This is a genomic window from Phenylobacterium sp. LjRoot97 (genome assembly GCF_964254345.1).
Lineage (GTDB): Bacteria > Pseudomonadota > Alphaproteobacteria > Caulobacterales > Caulobacteraceae > Phenylobacterium.
Genome location: NZ_CAXUTH020000001.1, coordinates 3,053,506 through 3,068,067, shown reverse-complemented (window position 1 = coordinate 3,068,067; position 14,562 = coordinate 3,053,506). Strand labels below are relative to the sequence as shown.

The window sequence follows — 14,562 nt, the reverse complement described above, 5'->3', positions numbered from 1 at the left end:
GACCACCGTTCGGGCCTGCGGCAAGGGACATGCAATGGATAGAGGGCTTTGAATTGCGTAACAGCGCATTGAACGCGGCCAACGATTCCATCGTGGCGGAGGCGCGGGCGGAACTGGCGATGGAGATCGCCGGGCTGGGGACGTTCGAGCGCGATCTGCAATCGGGTTGGGTGAGCTTCTCGGACCGGGCGAGCGAAATCTACGGCGTCGGCGCCGCCATGCCGTGGGGCGACTGGCTCCAAGGCGTGCACCTCGAAGACCGCCCCGACCTGCTGGCGCTGAAGGAGCAAATCCTCGTCGACGCCAGCCTGATCGACTGCGAAGCCGCATTCCGCTACCGGCGCATGGATGGAGCCGAGCGCTACATCGTCAAGCGCTTCCGTGTGTTGCGTGACGGCGCGGGTACGCCGGTGCTGGTGGTCGGCGTCATCGCCGATGAGACGCTCCGCAGGGCCGAGGAGCTGCGCGGCGCCTGGCTTCTCGCCCAGCTCCAGCATCGGGTGAAGAACGTGATGGCCATGGTCCGATCGCTGGCGCGACGCACGCTTGAGAACTCGAGTGATCTCGGTGGGTACTTCTCGCACTTCGATGGCCGTCTGAACGCTCTGGCACGTGTCCAGAGCGCCCTGGTGCGCCGGGTCGACGAGGGTCTGGATGTCGAGGAAATGGTCCGCGAGGAACTGCTTCAGGTCGCCGCGGAAGACGAGCAAATCGCCGTCGGCGGACCGGCGGTGCGGTTGCATGGCCCGGCGGCCGAGTACATGGCGCTGACCCTCCATGAGCTGGCCGTCAACGCCATGAAATTCGGCGCGCTAGCGGCCCAGGGAGGAAAGGTGCTTGTCGCTTGGGATGTTTCGCGCGAGGCCGACGGCGAACGGCTCCGGCTGAGCTGGTGCGAGAGCGGGGTCCCAGCCATGGCGGCGAACCCAGCGCGCGTTGGCTTTGGCCGCCAGCTCGTCGAGCAAGGCCTTCCCTATCAACTGGACGCCAGGACGGCGTTCAACCTCGAGCCGGGAGGCGTGCGGTGCGAGCTGGACATCCCGCTCTCGGTCGGGGAGGGACGCTCGTGAGCGTCGGGCTGAGCCAATCGCCGGGGCCGCGCGCCGGTATCGTCATCCAGCGGCTGAAGGCCATCGCCCATCTTGGCGAGGACGCCGAGGCGTTGTTCGCAAGTCTTTCCGATGTCCAGTCGCTCCCAGCCGGGGCCGAGATGGTCACCGAACGCGATACGATGGAGCGGCCGCGCTATTTGCTCAGTGGCTGGGCGGCCAAGGTGCGCTGGCTACCCGACGGGCGCCGCCAGATCTTCAACTTCATGGTGCCGGGAGAGGGCCTGGGGGTGTGCATGCGTCCCAACCCGCTTGCCCTATCGACAGTCGTGGCGCTGACGCCGCTACAGTACATCGACGCTGGACCAGTGCAGCGGGCCATTCTCAGCGACGACGAGCGGTGGAACGACCTGCGTGAAGCCATTCACGTCGCCTCCAGCCTGGGCGAGGCCTATTTGCTGTCGCAGATCATGCGCCTGGGCCGACAGACGGCCTACGAGCGGCTGTGCCATTTGCTGCTGGAGATCCGCGATCGGCTGATGCTCGTCGGCATGGCCAGCGAGACGCACTTCGTCATGCCGATGACCCAGGAGACGCTGGCGGATGCGACAGGGCTCAGCATCGTCCACGTCAACCGCATCCTGCAACAGCTACGCCGCGAACGCCTCCTCGAATTGCAGGCCGGAAAGGCTCACCTCCGCGATCCGGCCACCCTCGCGGCGATCGCCGACTACAAGGCGCCGCAGCCTTCCGAAGCGGCTCATCGGTTCCGTCATTAACATGGGTGAATGCCGCCGCCTGACTTAGGCGGCAAAGGTCCCGGCGTGCGTACGGACCGCGGGGGAATTCAGGACGAGGAAGCGGCGCTCGCCGGGCTGGTCGGGCGACGCGTGCTCGTGGTGGAAGACGACTGGCTGCTGGCCAGCGAAATCACCAGGGTCCTGGAAGCCGCCAACTGCGTGGTGATCGGTCCGGCGCCCACCGTGGCGCAGGCTCTGGCGCACGTCGAGGACGCGCCGGCCCTGGACGCCGCGCTCCTGGACATCAATCTGCAGGGTCAGCTGAGCTACGAGGTGGCCGACCTTCTGCTGGCGCGGGGCGTACGCTTCGCCTTTGTGACCGGCTATCCCAAGACCATGCTGCCGCGACGATTCAGCGACGTTCCGCTGTACGAGAAGCCGTTCGAGCCGCGCCGCGTCCTGAGCGGCCTGCTGGCCGGCGACGCGGAGCCGGCCTGAGAGAGCCCGACCGCGACGTGCAATCAATCGTGTAATTGACCACCTCGCCGGAGCGGAACCGCCGTCGGCCGCTTAACATTGGTGAATGCGATGGCCCTGCGTGGCGACGTCATACTGCCGCGATCGGCCCTGGAGGTTTCGGTGAGCGCTCGGCAGATGAATGGCGGCGGCGCGGCCGCCGTGGTGGGGATGCCCACGCCGCCCGCCAGTGAAATGGAGGCGCTGCAGGCGCTCTACGACCTGACCGACCGGCTGCTGAGAGCCGAGAGCCAGGAAGACATCTTCGACGCCGCGCTTGACGCCATGGAGCAGGGACTCGGCTGTCCGCGGGCTTCGATCCTGCTGTTCGACGAGATGGGCGTCATGCGCTTTGTCGCGTGGCGCGGACTCTCCGACGCGTACCGCGCGGCAGTCGAGGGTCATACGCCGTGGCGGCCGGGTGAAGAGGGAGCCTCGCCGATAGCGATCGGCGACATCGAGGCCTCGAGCGAAGCCGATGACATCAAGGCGACGGTCCGAGGCGAAGGGATCGGGGCGCTGGCCTTCGTGCCGCTGACCTCTGCCGGGGCGGTGATCGGCAAGTTCATGGTCTATCGTCCGGCGCCGCACGACTTCGGCGAAGCCGAAATCCGGCTGGCCCTGATCATTGCGCGACAGCTCGGATTTGCGCTTGAGCGTCATCAGGCCGAGGATCGCGCCCGGCGGAGCGGCGAACAGTTCGCGGCCATCTTCGACAACATCCCGGTGATGATCAAACTGTTCGAGCCGCAGTCGGGGCGGCTTCGGCTGAACTGGCAGTTCACACGCACCCTCGGCTGGACAGGCGCGGAGGCCGCCTCGCTCGACCTTATGGCGGAGCTCTTTCCAGACCCCGCGGTTCGCGCCCAGGTTCGCGGCAAGATGGATAGCTGCGAGCCCGGGTGGTTCGACGTCGCGATGATGGCCCGCGACGGCCGAATCCTCGAGACTAGCTGGGCCAATATTCGGCTCTCGGACGATAGTCGGGTCGGCATTGGGATCGACATCAGCGAGCGAAAGCAGGCCCTGGAGCGACAGCAGCTTCTTCTGCATGAGATGGATCACCGCGTCCGCAACCTCTTCAGCCTGACAAGCAGCATGGTTCGGCTCAGTGCACGCGAGCCCGGAGACCGAGCGGGGCTGGCCCGCGACCTGGAAGAGCGGCTGGCGGCCCTGGCGGCCGCGCATGCTCTGACGATGCGGAAGGACGGCGAGGGGGCGAGTGCTGCGAAACTTCATCAGCTCATCCGCGCGATCCTGGCTCCCTACCACCGCGGCGACGAAGGGCAGCTGGAGGTCGTCGGACAGGACGTGGCTCTACGCGGCGAAGCGGGGACCTCGTTTGCGATCCTAATCTATGAACTGGCGACCAACGCGGCCAAGTACGGGGCGTTGTCCCAGGCCGGGGGCAAGATCAAGATCGCGACGCGGCGCAAGCATCATGTCTTGGAACTGGATTGGAAAGAGTCGGGCGGGCCCCCTGTCGCGGCCATGCCCGCGGCCGGCTTCGGTAGCCGCCTCTGTCGCGCGGCCGTAGCCCAGCTTGGGGGCGATCTGCAGCAGGTCTGGCGCCCGGAAGGCTTGCAGATCCGTCTCTCGGTGGCGCTCGATCGGTGCCTGCCGGGCGACCCGCATGGCGACGCCGGTCTCGCCGCCGCCAGCTGACTCCATCATTTGCAAATGCGCCGGCGCCTTGACGGTCGCAGTCTCGCCACCGCGAGGAGAGCCGACCCATGTCCGCCGTCGCCGAAATCATCGTCATTCGCTTTGCAGGAGGATGGACCCTGCTCGCCCGAAGCGGGCGATGGGGCCGTTACGCGTCGAGCGAGGATGCGGAGCGGGCAGGCCGCCGAATTCAGGGCCGAGAGGTGGCGCAGGGGCGCGAGTGCATGCTGCTGCTTCAGGACGCCAGTGGGCGGCTTCGCCCGGCCGACATATGACGACCTATTCGGTCATCGTCGTCGATGCGATCGGTGTGCTGATCGGCAAACTCGAGATGGACTTCGAGTCGGACCTGGAAGCGATCGCATCCATCTTCGGGGCGGATTTCCCGCAGCGTTGTGAACTCTGGTGCGGCCAGCGTTTTCTAGGGCTTTTCCCCGCCGCTGCGACGCTGGACGCACCTGGTGCGAGCGCCCCTATTTCTCATGACGGTGTTCGGCGCTTCGTCTGAGGTTCGCCCGGCAGGCCGGGCGGCCGCTACGGTCCTGGCTCAGCGCCTCGCGCCTTGGCCCGCGATTCGTCGCCCGCCTCAAATCCCAGCGCCCGCGCCACCCGGGTGTTCCAGTTGTAAGGGTCCGCGCGCACGATGGCCTGGCCGCTCTCGTTGAAGAGCACGGTCTGATAGAGCAGGCGGACCGGGATGGGATTGGGCAACGAGACGTTCTGCTCCTGTCCTTCGGAGCGCGCGCGGCGCCATGCATCGCTGACGCCTTCCTGGGCGGCGACGATCTCGGCGAAGCCGAGGGCGTCCTCGACCCGCACGCAGCCATGGCTGCGCTGACGCTGAACCTCGCCGAAGAGCTGCTTGGCCGGCGTGTCGTGAAGGTAGATGGCGTGCTCGTTGGCCATGTCGAACTTCACCAGACCGAGCGAGTTGCTCGGCCCTGCGGCCTGCACGATCCAGCCGTCCTTCCAGGCCATGTTGTTGCGGCGAAGATAGTCTTCACCCTTGGAGGCAAGTTCCCGGCGCTCGATGGAGCGCGGGACGGTCCAGGTTGGATTGGCGACGAGGCGTTGGATCGGCGAGGCGAGCTGGGGGGTCGCCGTATCGGGCTCGCCGACAATGACCCTGCGGCTGTCGACGATGACTCCGTCTCGCCAGTAGTTCAGCCGGGCCGCGGCGATGTTGACGTCGATACGGGTGGCGGGCGGCTCGCGCTCCAGCCACCGCAGGCGCTCCATATTGGCGGCGATCTGCCGGGCCCGCTGGCTTTCGGTGAGGCTGAGCGCTTCGAGCGTCCGCCCGCCGAGCACGCCGTCGGCGCTTATGCCGTAGTCGGCCTGCATCCGTCGAACCGCCGCGACGATCGGGGCGGAGTAGACAACGCCCTGCGCCTCGCGGGACTTAAGGTAGTCGAGGGCGACGAGTTGCGCGGCCACGGCCGGCACGCGCGGATCGGATTGCCCCGGCTTGATCGACGCCGACGCCTTCGAGAGAGCAGGACTCGGGGCCGCCCCCTCACGTCCCAAGGCGAGGTAGGCTTCGGAGAGCTTGCGATAGTTGTCGTCCTGCGGCGCCAGGCCTTCCAGCCAGTCGCCCACCTTGCGGTCGGCCATCGCCTGGGCCAGTCCCCGCTTCAGATCAGGCTCCGGGCGCGGCAGGGTGTAGATCTCGAACAGCTTGTGCGGATCGCTCGCACCCCGCGCCAGGGCCGAGGCGTAGGCGAGAGCCGCCTTGGTCAGGGCCGCGTCGTCCTGCCCGCGCGTCGGGGCCTCGAACGGCAGTTTGTCCAGGCCGTGCGCGCGGCGCTTGTCGATGGCGTCCGCCAGCTGCCGCGTCAGACCCGCGTCCCACGGCGGCGCTTCGAGCGTCTGGTCGGCGGCGGATCGGTCTGGGGGCGTCTTGGCGTTGCAGCCCATGAGGGCGAGGGACAAAACAAGCGGGGCGACGAACTGAGCTGGGCGCACGCGGAACTCCTACTGGACAGCGTCAACGCCTAAGGCGGCGCTTGCGCTCCATCGGCGGGCGACTTGCAAACCTGTGGGGGCGGTTCCCATCTATTGAGCGAGGAGTCGCCGATGGACATGTCGCCTGCCGTTCTGGGGTATCTGTTTGGATTGTTCGCAGTGGGCGTGGTCGCGTTCACGGTCGGCCTGCGCCTCGGCGTGCGGACGACCGTCAAGCCGCCCCCCTCGGAAGATGAGCAAGTCGCCGCCGCGTTCGGCGTGCTGCGCCGCCATTTCGAGCGCTGCGCCCTCGCGGAGCTGGAATCCACAGGCGCGCCGATCTGGTCTCCCGACCCCGCGCGTGTTGCAGACCTCAGCTACGGTTTGGAGCGTGACGTTCCGGCGTTGGTGGGGCGCAACGGGGCCGCGCGGCGCGCTCCCGGGGAACGATAGATCGTCACCTCAGCTGAGCTTGATCTTTCGCTCGATCTCGGCGGCGGCCTTTTCGGCCTTCTTGCGGCGCTCGAAGACGCTTCGCATGTGCCTCAGGTCGCTGTCGCTGAGCCGCTCTTCGGCGGCCACGAACTGCTCCTGCTCCTCTTCCCGGATATGATGCAGGTACTCGGCCTTGAGGCCGGCGAACCGCCGCAGCCAGCCCGGTGAGGCCATGTCGCGCGCGGCGAGATCGGCGAGCATGTCGTCGATCTCCTTGTGCTCGGCGATGGCGTGCCGCGCGAAATCGGTCGTCTGCGGATCCCGCAGCACGCTCGACCACAGGGCCTGCTCCTCGGCCGCAGCATGGGCCTTCAACTCTTTGACGAGCTCCTCGAAGAGCTTGCGACGCTCGTCGGAAGCGCCGTGGGTCTCCTCGATCATGGCCAGAAGCGCGCGGTGACGGTCGTGGTCTTCGACCAGGCGGCCGAATACGTCGGGATCGCCGCGGAAACTGGTCTTCGGCGTGCTCCCGAGACGGGCGGGCAGGTCCGGAGCCAGGGCCTTGGCCTTCGCCACTGCGGACGCCTTGGCCTGCGCATCTGTTACTCTGCTGCTTGCCTGCACCATTTCCGCGCCCTTTCCGCATTCCGCCCGACACAGCTGGGCCGATGGGGCGTACGCAGGCGAGGACCAAAAGTTCCAGCGGGCGGGACGGGTCAGTCTGCAAACGCTAGGGCGTGCTCCGGAGCCAGCGGAAGAACGAGCGTAAAGCGGGTCTCGCGCACACACGAGGAGGCGCTGAGCTCGCCGCCATGCGCCTTGGCGATCTCCGAAGCGATGTGCAGACCCAGCCCAAGACCGCCCTGGCTCGGCTGAACTTCGCCGCGCACGAAGGGGTGGAACAGCCGCTCCATCACCGCCGGCGGGATGGGCTCGCCGCTGTTGGCGACCGATAGCGTCAACCGCTCCCCGGCGATCGCCGCGCACAACCGCACGGGCGCATGCTCAGCGCCATAGGCGAGGGCGTTGGCCAGCAGGTTCGAGACGAGCTGGCTCAGCCGGCCCGGATCGACCGGCGCCTGGGCGGGAAGGTGAAAATCGCACTCGATCAGGCGATCGGGATGGCTCGCCTGCAGTTCCTCGACCACCTGGCGCAAGATCGGTTCGAGGTGCTGGTCGCGGCGTTCGACGGCGATCCCACCGCCGAGCCTGCCGCGCGCGAAGTCCATGACGTCGTCGATCAGCCCGGCCATCCGATCGGCGCTGGCTTCCATCAGCCGTATGACGTTCTGCCCTTTGTCGCTCAGCGACTCCTTGCGCAGAAGTCGGGCCGCGCCGCCGATCGAGGCGAGGGGATTGCGCAGGTCATGGCCGAGCACCGCGATGAACTGCTCGCGCAGTCGGGCGGTCTCCTGCTCGTGAAGCAGTTGGCGGCGCGTCAGCTGTTCCATGGTCTCCAGCGCCTTGGCGTGCGCCTGGAGTTGATCGCGCTGCTCGGCCAGTTGCTGGCGCTGACGGTGGAGCTCGAAGAAGACATTGGCCTTGCTGCGCAGGATGTCCGCCTCGATGGGCTTCTGGATGAAGTCCACGGCGCCGGCCTCGTAGCCGCGGAAACGCCGCCGTCCATCGGCGCTGCCCGCCGTCAGGAAGATAATCGGGACGTGGCGGGCGCGCGCTGCGCCGCGCATGAACTCGGCGAGCTGAAATCCGTCCATGTGCGGCATCTGCACGTCGACCAGGGCCAGGGCGAATTCATGCACGAGAAGCAGCTCGAGCGCCTCTTCGCCCGAACGGGCCGTGAGGCACTGAAGGCCGTCGCGCCGCAGCAGGGCCTCCAGCGAGACGAGGTTCTCTTCCAGGTCGTCGACCAGCAGGAACTTGACGGGCATGAGCTATCTGCTCCCCATGGCGATCAGGATGGATGCAAGTTCGGCCAGCTTCGCTGAACGAGCCGATGGGCACGCCTTGAGCGCCGCGTCCGGCATGGTCGACACGTGGGCGTGGGCCGGGTCTTCCACCAACGCGATGCCGCCGCCGTCGGAGACCGCCTTGAGTCCGGCCGCACCGTCGGAGCTGGCGCCGGTCAGCACCACCCCGGCCAGGCCCGGTCCATAGGCGTCGGCCGCGCTCTCGAAGAGGACGTCGATCGACGGGCGTGAATGCAGCACGGGCGGGTCGTCCGAAAGGCCGAGCGTGAGGTCCTGCTCCACGAGCAGGTGGTAGTCGGCCGGAGCGAAGTAGATCGTGCCGGCCTCGACGGGTTCCTTGTCTTCGGCTTCGCGCACCGGCAGGCGGCACTTGGCCTCGAACAGCGGCACCAGCGCGTTGGTTCGGGCGGGCGGCACGTGCACGACGATCAGGACCGGCAGTGCGAAGTCCTCCGGCAGCGCCGGCAAGATGGCTGAGAGCGCCTCCACGGCGCCCGCCGACGCGCCCATGACGATGGCCTGCGGGATCATGCGTCGCGCCTCTGATAGATCTTCTCTTCGGGCACGAACGGCGCAAAGGCGTCGGCATGGGTGGAGAACCGCAGGCTCTCCTTCGATCCCAGCCCGAGGAAGCCCTTACGCGTCAGCGCGTCGCGGAAAAGGCCGGTGGCGCGGTCCTGGAACTGCCGGTCGAAGTAGATCAGTACGTTGCGGCAGGAGATCAGCTGCATCTCAGCGAACACCGCATCAGTGACCAGGCTGTGGTCGGAGAAGACCACGCGATCGCGCAGCGACTGGTCGAGGACCGCGTTGCCGTAGTCGGCGCTGTAATAGTCCGAGAGCGACGACTTGCCGCCGGCTTCCTGGTGGTTGGCGGTGAACGCCTTGATGCGCTCGAGGCTGTAGACGCCGCGCGAGGCGGTTGCGAGCGCCTCGGGATTGATGTCGGTCGCATAGAAGAGCGTGCGCGCTTCAAGACCCTCTTCTCGAAACAGGATGACGAACGAGTAGAGCTCCTCGCCGCCGCTGCAGCCGGCGATCCAGACCTTGAGGGACGGATAGGTGCGCAGGTGCGGGATGACCTTCTCGCGCAGCGCTCGCCAATAGCTGGGGTCGCGGAACATCTCGCTGACCTGGACGGTCAGATAGTCGAGCAACTGCGGCAGCACCGCAGGATCGTGGAGCACGCCGTCCTGCAGGGCTGAAAAGCTGGGATATCCCAGTTGCTTCAGGGCCTGGCGCAGCCGGCGCTTGATGGAGGCGCGCGAGTACTGCCGGAAGTCGTAGTGGTAGCGGCGGTAGAGCGCCTCGAGCAGCAGCTCGATCTCCATGTCCTCGACCCGGGTCACGCTTACCTCGGCATCCAGACGCGGACGAGCGACAGCAGTTTGTCGACGTCGAGGGGCTTGGCCATGTAGTCGCTGGCCCCGGCCTGCAGGCAGCGCTCTTGATCGTCAGGCATGGCCTTGGCGGTCAACGCCACGATTGGCAGCTTGGCCCAGCGCGGGTTCTTGCGGATCTCCCGGGTTGCGGTGAGGCCGTCCATCACCGGCATCATGACGTCCATCAGGACGAGGTCGATGCCCGGCCCGTCCTGGGAGGCCTCAAGTGCGGCGATGGCTTCTTCGCCGTTGCGCGCGATCTCGATGACCGCGCCACGCGGTTCGAGGATGTTGGACAGCGAGTAGATGTTCCGCACATCGTCCTCGACGATGAGGATGCGGCGGCCTTCGAGCACAGCGTCGCGGTTGCGGGCCTTGCGCAGCATCTTGCGCTGCTCAGGCGGCAGCTTGGACACCACCTGGTGCAGGAACAGCGAGACCTCGTCGAGCAGCCGTTCGGGCGACTTGGCGCCCTTGATGATGATCGAGTGAGAGTAGCGGCGCAGCTGCTGCTCGTCGTCGGGCGACAGGTCGTGGCCGGTATAGACGATCACCGGGGGGAAGGAGCCGCCCTCGCTGCTCAACGTCTCGAGTAGTGCGAAGCCTGAAGCATCCGGCAGCGACAGGTCCAGGACCATGCAGTCGAAGGTCTCCTGCTTGAGGCGCTCCAGGCATTCGGCGGCGCTGCCGACGCCGACCGTCTCGACGTCGCCCGAGGCCAGCAGGCGGCTCACCGCGTCGCGCTGAACCTCGTCGTCCTCGACGATCAGCACTCGGCGCACCGTCCGCGTGAGTTGTGCTTCCAGTGACTGGAGAACCTGCGCCAGTTCCTCGCGCTTCACCGGCTTGACGAGGTACCCCACGGCGCCGAGCGACAGAGCGGTCTGGGTGTGGTCGGAGGCCGAAACCACGTGGACAGGGATGTGACGGGTCTCGTCGTCGCGTTTGAGCTGGTCGAGGACGGTCAGGCCTGACTGGTCCGGCAGGCCGACGTCGAGCACCACGGCGCTGGGCTTGAAACGTTTGGCCAGGTCCAGAGCTTCCACAGCGGTGCGGGCGACCAGGCTCTGGAAGCCGAGATCTCGCGACAGGTCGCGGACGATGGCGGCGAAGGGGCCGTCGTCCTCGATGATCAGCAGGCTGCGCCGCCCCGGGACCAGCCCATCGCGGTCATCGGCGAGCGTCTGCGCCGGCCTGGCCTGCAAGGGGGAGGGGCGGGCCGCCGCCGTCGGCGTGGCGACCGGGCTCGCCACGGGCGGAGCCGGGCGCGGCGCCACCAGGGACGGGTCGTAGGCGAGGGGGACCACTAGCGTGAACGTGCTGCCTTGCCCCTCGGTGCTGGTCACCGAGATCGTTCCGCCGAGCAGCCTGGCCAGTTCGGTGGAGATCGACAGTCCAAGCCCCGTGCCGCCGTACCTGCGGCTGATGGTGCCGTCCGCCTGGTGGAAGGCCTGGAAGATGCTGGCCTGCTGGTCCTGGGCGATGCCGATGCCGGTGTCGGTCACCGAGAACGCCACCCGGTCGCTGTCGACCGGCGCGATCGTCAGGCTGACGGCGCCGGCCTCGGTGAACTTGAAGGCGTTCGACAGCAGGTTCTTGAGGATCTGCTCCAGCCGTTGGCGGTCGGTCTCCAGACTGGCGGGCCCGCCGGCGTCGACGTCGATCTCGAAGGCCAGGCCACGCTCGGCGGCGATCGGACTGAACAGCTGGTCCAGACCGGCCGCCAGACTCGCAAGCGAGGTTGACTCGGGGCGGATCTGAAGATGGCCGGCCTCGATCTTGGAGAGATCGAGGATGTCGTTGATGAGCGTCAGAAGGTCGTCGCCCGACGACTGGATGGTCCGTGCGAACTTGACCTGTTCCTCGGTCAGATTGCCGTCGGCGTTGTCGCCCAGGAGCTTGGAGAGGATCAGCAGCGAATTGAGCGGCGTGCGCAGCTCATGGGACATGTTGGCCAGGAAGTCAGACTTGTAGCGGCTGGCCTGTTCGAGCTCGCGCGCCTTGAGCTCGACCGTGGCGTTGAAGCGGGCGAGGTCGTCCCTCTGCGTCTCCAACTGCTGGGCTTGCTCTTCGAGCTGGGTGTTGGTCTGCTCGAGCTCGACCTGCTGCTGCTCGAGCCGGACCTGGGATTCCTTCAGCGCGCGGCCTTGCTCTTCCAGTTCCTCGTTGGAGACGCGCAGCTCTTCGCTCTGCACCTGCAGTTCCTCGGACTGCCGCTGGGTCTCGGCGAGCAGGGCGCGCAGTTCGCTGCGGTACTGGGCCGATCGCATGGCCACGCCGATCGCCGGCGCCGCCTTTTCCAGCAGCTCCAGGATCGGGGCGTCCACGGGGTTGAGGAAGCCAAGCTCCATGACGCCGGTCACTTCGCCGTCGGCCAGCAGCGGGGTGATCAGCAGGTGGGCGGGTTTCGATCGGCCAAGGGCCGAGCCGATCGTGAGGTAGCCCTCCGGGACATCACGGACCAGCACCGCCGCCCCGGTGTCGACGACCTGTCCAAGAAGGCCCTCGCGTGCGGCGAACCGTTCGGTGATGGTCGCGTCGGCCGGAACGCCGAACTTGGCGGCCAGCCGGTAGTCGCCATTGTCGTCGGCGAAGACCGCCCCGGCCTGCGCGCCGACGTAACGCGCGTAGAAGTCGAGCACCCCGTCGCCCAGCTGGGGGAGGGAGAGATCGCCCAGCATGGCCGTGGCGGCGCCCGCCTGGCCCGTGCGCAGCCAGTCCTCACGAGCCCGGGCCTTGGTCGCACGCCGGACCAGCAGTCCGACGACGAGCGTCAGGGCCAAGCCGAGCACGCACGACAGAATGCCGCTGATCCAGGCCGTCCGATAGGCGGCTTCCATCTCCACAAGCCGGATCGATCGCTGTCGGATTTCCTCCTGCTGCATGGAGTCGAGCTGCGAGCGGATGGCGTCCATGACCGCCTTGCCGCGGCCGGCTTCCACCACGGCGGCGGCCGCGTCGCGGCCCTGGCTGCGCCGCAGGACGATCGTCTGTTCAAGCTCGACGAGCTTGGCGTTGACGTTCCGGCGCAGGGAGCCGATCCGGCTTTGCTGGACGGGATTGTTCCGGGCCTCGTCCGCGATGGCTTCCAAGCGCGACGGGATGGCGGCGACCGCGTCGTTGTAGGGATCGAGATACCGCTCGTCGCCGGTCATGACGAAGCCGCGCTGACCCGTCTCGGCGTCCTGCAACGACGAGAGCAGTCGGCTGAACGACATGATGACGGTGTGCGTGCGAACGACCTGCTCGTTGTTGTCGCGCAGCATCTGGACGTTGAAGAACGCGAGGGCGCCGCTGAGCACGAAAAACACCAGGGCCGCGACCAGTCCGATGGTGGTCCAGACCTCGGAGCGGCGGGCGAACGGCGAGGAGGTATCGGGCAGGGACGCAGCCGCCATTCGTATTCCTTGTACGCTTTCGGACGCCACAACCCCGCGGCGCGACCGACGTAACAGTTCGCCGCCCCTAACCGAAACCTCGTTTGTTAATGCGCGCTGGTTCGACGCGCCCCCATGGTTGCGGCGGCCACGAGTTCGTCGCGGTCGCATGAACCCAAGCTTCGCTGGCGTTGGGGGTCTGGCGCGCCCGCTGTCGATGGCAGGCCTAACATCCCGGCGATCACTTCCCGGTGAACCATTTGCGCCGGTGGGGCTTTCCTACCGGCTTGGAACATAGAGGAGACAAGGATGCGCAATCTGACGATCATCGCCGCCGGAGCCGCCGCGCTGCTGCTGACCGCCTGCAATAGTCCGCAGGACAAGGCCGCCGAGCGGCAAGCCGACGCCCTCGAAGCACAGGCCGCGGCGACGCCTAACGAAGCGCAGGAAAAGGCGCTCAACGCCGAAGCCGACAGGGTCGAGCAGCAAGCCGGCAATGCAGACGGCGGGGCGACCACCGCCAACACGCCGGATACCAGCCCGTCGAAGTGAGATCAGCGTGGCGGCCAGCCCCTCGCGGGTTGGTCGCCACAGCCCTCATTCTTATCCCCAGCTACGCCGAATGCTGGCGGCTGTGAGTAGACAATATGTACCCAGGGCGCTTCCAACTCGTGACGGTGATCGCCCCCACGGGCAGGGGATGGTCGCGCCGTGCGACGGCGCAGATCATGTCGCCCATGCGGACGTCGAGGACGTGAAAATCGTGTCGCACGCCGTCATCGACGGTCGAGACGCGCCGCCACTGGTCGAAGTCTACGGAGGGGAAGCCCACGGTGACGCGGGACGGGTCGTGCGTGACCCCTTTTCCGAGGGACTTGAGGACGGCTTCCTTCCTGACCCAGAGCCGCAACAGATCCACGTCCGCCAGATCGCGTTCATGCGGTTCGACCAGTTCGTCGGGCGAGAAGACGTGGGTCATTTCCTCGCGGGTCAGGACGAGCGATCCGGTCTCCAGATCGACCCCGATTTCGCGCTCGCGGTCGACCGCGATCACCGCAAAATCATCTGAGTGCGCCAGATTGAAATGCGGACCGCCCGGAAGGCTGAGTTTTCCCCACTCGTTGACGTGGAACGAGATGTCCGCCGGTGCGCACGCAAGATAGGTGGCGAGGACGCTTCGCAGCGCTGCGTGAGCGACAACGTAGCGTCGTTGCAGGTGATCGAAGTGAAATGAGCGTGCCCTGGCGAGTTCCTCCGGCGAAAGGCTCGCCGTGAGTTCGGTCGTCACCGGCCCGGCAAGATCAATTTGGATCAAGTCCAGAATGGCTCAGATCCCCCCCGTCATCGTCAGCTGACCGTTTCCAGCCTCTCCGTCTACAGCATTTATGTGGACGGGAACGCGTCGCGGAAGTCTTTAATTAATGCCTGTATGTCCTTGTTGCGTTGTCGAATTTCGTTACCGAAAAAATTGTTATGTCACCTAACGATCCCGTTGTCCCCCCGGCATCGCACTAGCTAGTCTTTTC

The 14,562-nt window shown here is 66.8% G+C and carries 15 protein-coding genes; 8 read left to right on the top strand and 7 right to left on the bottom strand.

All coding sequences use genetic code 11. The features are described 5' to 3' along the window. The first annotated feature begins 29 nt into the window (after positions 1 to 29). The 6 genes from ACSQ2H_RS15130 to ACSQ2H_RS15105 all read left to right on the top strand — a co-directional run bounded on the left by ACSQ2H_RS15130 (position 30) and on the right by ACSQ2H_RS15105 (position 4,478). Positions 30 to 1,070 (top strand): sensor histidine kinase, encoded by a 1,041-nt coding sequence (locus tag ACSQ2H_RS15130; protein ID WP_436062215.1) that lies wholly within the window; start codon positions 30 to 32, stop codon positions 1,068 to 1,070. Next, positions 1,067 to 1,828 (top strand): Crp/Fnr family transcriptional regulator, encoded by a 762-nt coding sequence (locus ACSQ2H_RS15125; RefSeq protein WP_436062214.1) that lies wholly within the window; start codon positions 1,067 to 1,069, stop codon positions 1,826 to 1,828. The genes ACSQ2H_RS15130 and ACSQ2H_RS15125 overlap by 4 nt, the downstream gene beginning before the upstream one ends. Positions 1,829 to 1,873: 45 nt before the next feature. Next, positions 1,874 to 2,287: a response regulator gene (locus ACSQ2H_RS15120; RefSeq protein WP_436062213.1), complete on the top strand. Its 414-nt coding sequence runs from the start codon at positions 1,874 to 1,876 to the stop codon at positions 2,285 to 2,287. Positions 2,288 to 2,377: 90 nt separating this feature from the next. Then, complete coding sequence (locus tag ACSQ2H_RS15115; protein ID WP_436062212.1) at positions 2,378 to 3,970, top strand: sensor histidine kinase; 1,593 nt, start codon at positions 2,378 to 2,380, stop codon at positions 3,968 to 3,970. A 68-nt stretch (positions 3,971 to 4,038) separates the two neighbouring features. Next, positions 4,039 to 4,245, top strand: coding sequence for a hypothetical protein (locus tag ACSQ2H_RS15110; RefSeq protein ID WP_436062211.1), 207 nt, complete (start codon positions 4,039 to 4,041; stop codon positions 4,243 to 4,245). Next, positions 4,242 to 4,478 (top strand): hypothetical protein, encoded by a 237-nt coding sequence (locus ACSQ2H_RS15105; RefSeq protein WP_436062210.1) that lies wholly within the window; start codon positions 4,242 to 4,244, stop codon positions 4,476 to 4,478. The genes ACSQ2H_RS15110 and ACSQ2H_RS15105 overlap by 4 nt, the downstream gene beginning before the upstream one ends. Positions 4,479 to 4,504: 26 nt before the next feature. On the opposite strand, the gene ACSQ2H_RS15100 is transcribed toward ACSQ2H_RS15105, so the two are convergent. After that, complete coding sequence (locus ACSQ2H_RS15100; protein WP_436062209.1) at positions 4,505 to 5,935, bottom strand: L,D-transpeptidase family protein; 1,431 nt, start codon at positions 5,933 to 5,935, stop codon at positions 4,505 to 4,507. Positions 5,936 to 6,046: 111 nt separating this feature from the next. Here ACSQ2H_RS15100 and ACSQ2H_RS15095 point away from each other — a divergent pair, with 111 nt between their 5' ends. Beyond that, positions 6,047 to 6,367, top strand: coding sequence for a hypothetical protein (locus ACSQ2H_RS15095; protein ID WP_436062208.1), 321 nt, complete (start codon positions 6,047 to 6,049; stop codon positions 6,365 to 6,367). A gap of 9 nt (positions 6,368 to 6,376) precedes the next feature. Here the strand turns inward: ACSQ2H_RS15095 and ACSQ2H_RS15090 are convergent, their stop codons facing one another. The 5 genes from ACSQ2H_RS15090 to ACSQ2H_RS15070 form a co-directional block, all read right to left on the bottom strand. After that, the gene (locus ACSQ2H_RS15090; RefSeq protein WP_436062207.1) at positions 6,377 to 6,925 is read right to left on the bottom strand and encodes a hemerythrin domain-containing protein; all 549 of its coding nucleotides are present in this window, start codon (positions 6,923 to 6,925) and stop codon (positions 6,377 to 6,379) included. A gap of 140 nt (positions 6,926 to 7,065) precedes the next feature. Beyond that, a complete protein-coding gene (locus ACSQ2H_RS15085; protein ID WP_436062206.1) occupies positions 7,066 to 8,238 on the bottom strand; it encodes a hybrid sensor histidine kinase/response regulator in 1,173 nt (390 codons plus the stop codon). A gap of 3 nt (positions 8,239 to 8,241) precedes the next feature. Continuing rightward, positions 8,242 to 8,808: a chemotaxis protein CheB gene (locus tag ACSQ2H_RS15080; RefSeq protein ID WP_436062205.1), complete on the bottom strand. Its 567-nt coding sequence runs from the start codon at positions 8,806 to 8,808 to the stop codon at positions 8,242 to 8,244. Beyond that, complete coding sequence (locus tag ACSQ2H_RS15075) at positions 8,805 to 9,608, bottom strand: CheR family methyltransferase (protein ID WP_436063576.1); 804 nt, start codon at positions 9,606 to 9,608, stop codon at positions 8,805 to 8,807. Before ACSQ2H_RS15075 ends, ACSQ2H_RS15080 begins: the two co-directional genes overlap by 4 nt. A 20-nt stretch (positions 9,609 to 9,628) precedes the next feature. Continuing rightward, positions 9,629 to 13,057 (bottom strand): response regulator, encoded by a 3,429-nt coding sequence (locus ACSQ2H_RS15070; protein ID WP_436062204.1) that lies wholly within the window; start codon positions 13,055 to 13,057, stop codon positions 9,629 to 9,631. A 288-nt stretch (positions 13,058 to 13,345) separates the two neighbouring features. Between ACSQ2H_RS15070 and ACSQ2H_RS15065 the strand changes: the two genes are divergently transcribed. Then, positions 13,346 to 13,588 (top strand): hypothetical protein, encoded by a 243-nt coding sequence (locus ACSQ2H_RS15065; protein WP_436062203.1) that lies wholly within the window; start codon positions 13,346 to 13,348, stop codon positions 13,586 to 13,588. Positions 13,589 to 13,649: 61 nt separating this feature from the next. On the opposite strand, the gene ACSQ2H_RS15060 is transcribed toward ACSQ2H_RS15065, so the two are convergent. Continuing rightward, complete coding sequence (locus ACSQ2H_RS15060) at positions 13,650 to 14,351, bottom strand: 4'-phosphopantetheinyl transferase family protein (RefSeq protein WP_436062202.1); 702 nt, start codon at positions 14,349 to 14,351, stop codon at positions 13,650 to 13,652. Positions 14,352 to 14,562 lie beyond the last annotated feature (211 nt).

Coding starts and splice junctions, on each gene's coding strand:
- ACSQ2H_RS15130 (WP_436062215.1), top strand. CDS start 30: ATGCAATGGATAGAGGGCTTTGAATTGCGTAACAGCGCATTGAACGCG.
- ACSQ2H_RS15115 (WP_436062212.1), top strand. CDS start 2,378: ATGGCCCTGCGTGGCGACGTCATACTGCCGCGATCGGCCCTGGAGGTT.
- ACSQ2H_RS15110 (WP_436062211.1), top strand. CDS start 4,039: ATGTCCGCCGTCGCCGAAATCATCGTCATTCGCTTTGCAGGAGGATGG.
- ACSQ2H_RS15105 (WP_436062210.1), top strand. CDS start 4,242: ATGACGACCTATTCGGTCATCGTCGTCGATGCGATCGGTGTGCTGATC.
- ACSQ2H_RS15095 (WP_436062208.1), top strand. CDS start 6,047: ATGGACATGTCGCCTGCCGTTCTGGGGTATCTGTTTGGATTGTTCGCA.
- ACSQ2H_RS15085 (WP_436062206.1), bottom strand. CDS start 8,238: ATGCCCGTCAAGTTCCTGCTGGTCGACGACCTGGAAGAGAACCTCGTC.
- ACSQ2H_RS15080 (WP_436062205.1), bottom strand. CDS start 8,808: ATGATCCCGCAGGCCATCGTCATGGGCGCGTCGGCGGGCGCCGTGGAG.
- ACSQ2H_RS15075 (WP_436063576.1), bottom strand. CDS start 9,608: ATGGAGATCGAGCTGCTGCTCGAGGCGCTCTACCGCCGCTACCACTAC.
- ACSQ2H_RS15070 (WP_436062204.1), bottom strand. CDS start 13,057: ATGGCGGCTGCGTCCCTGCCCGATACCTCCTCGCCGTTCGCCCGCCGC.
- ACSQ2H_RS15065 (WP_436062203.1), top strand. CDS start 13,346: ATGCGCAATCTGACGATCATCGCCGCCGGAGCCGCCGCGCTGCTGCTG.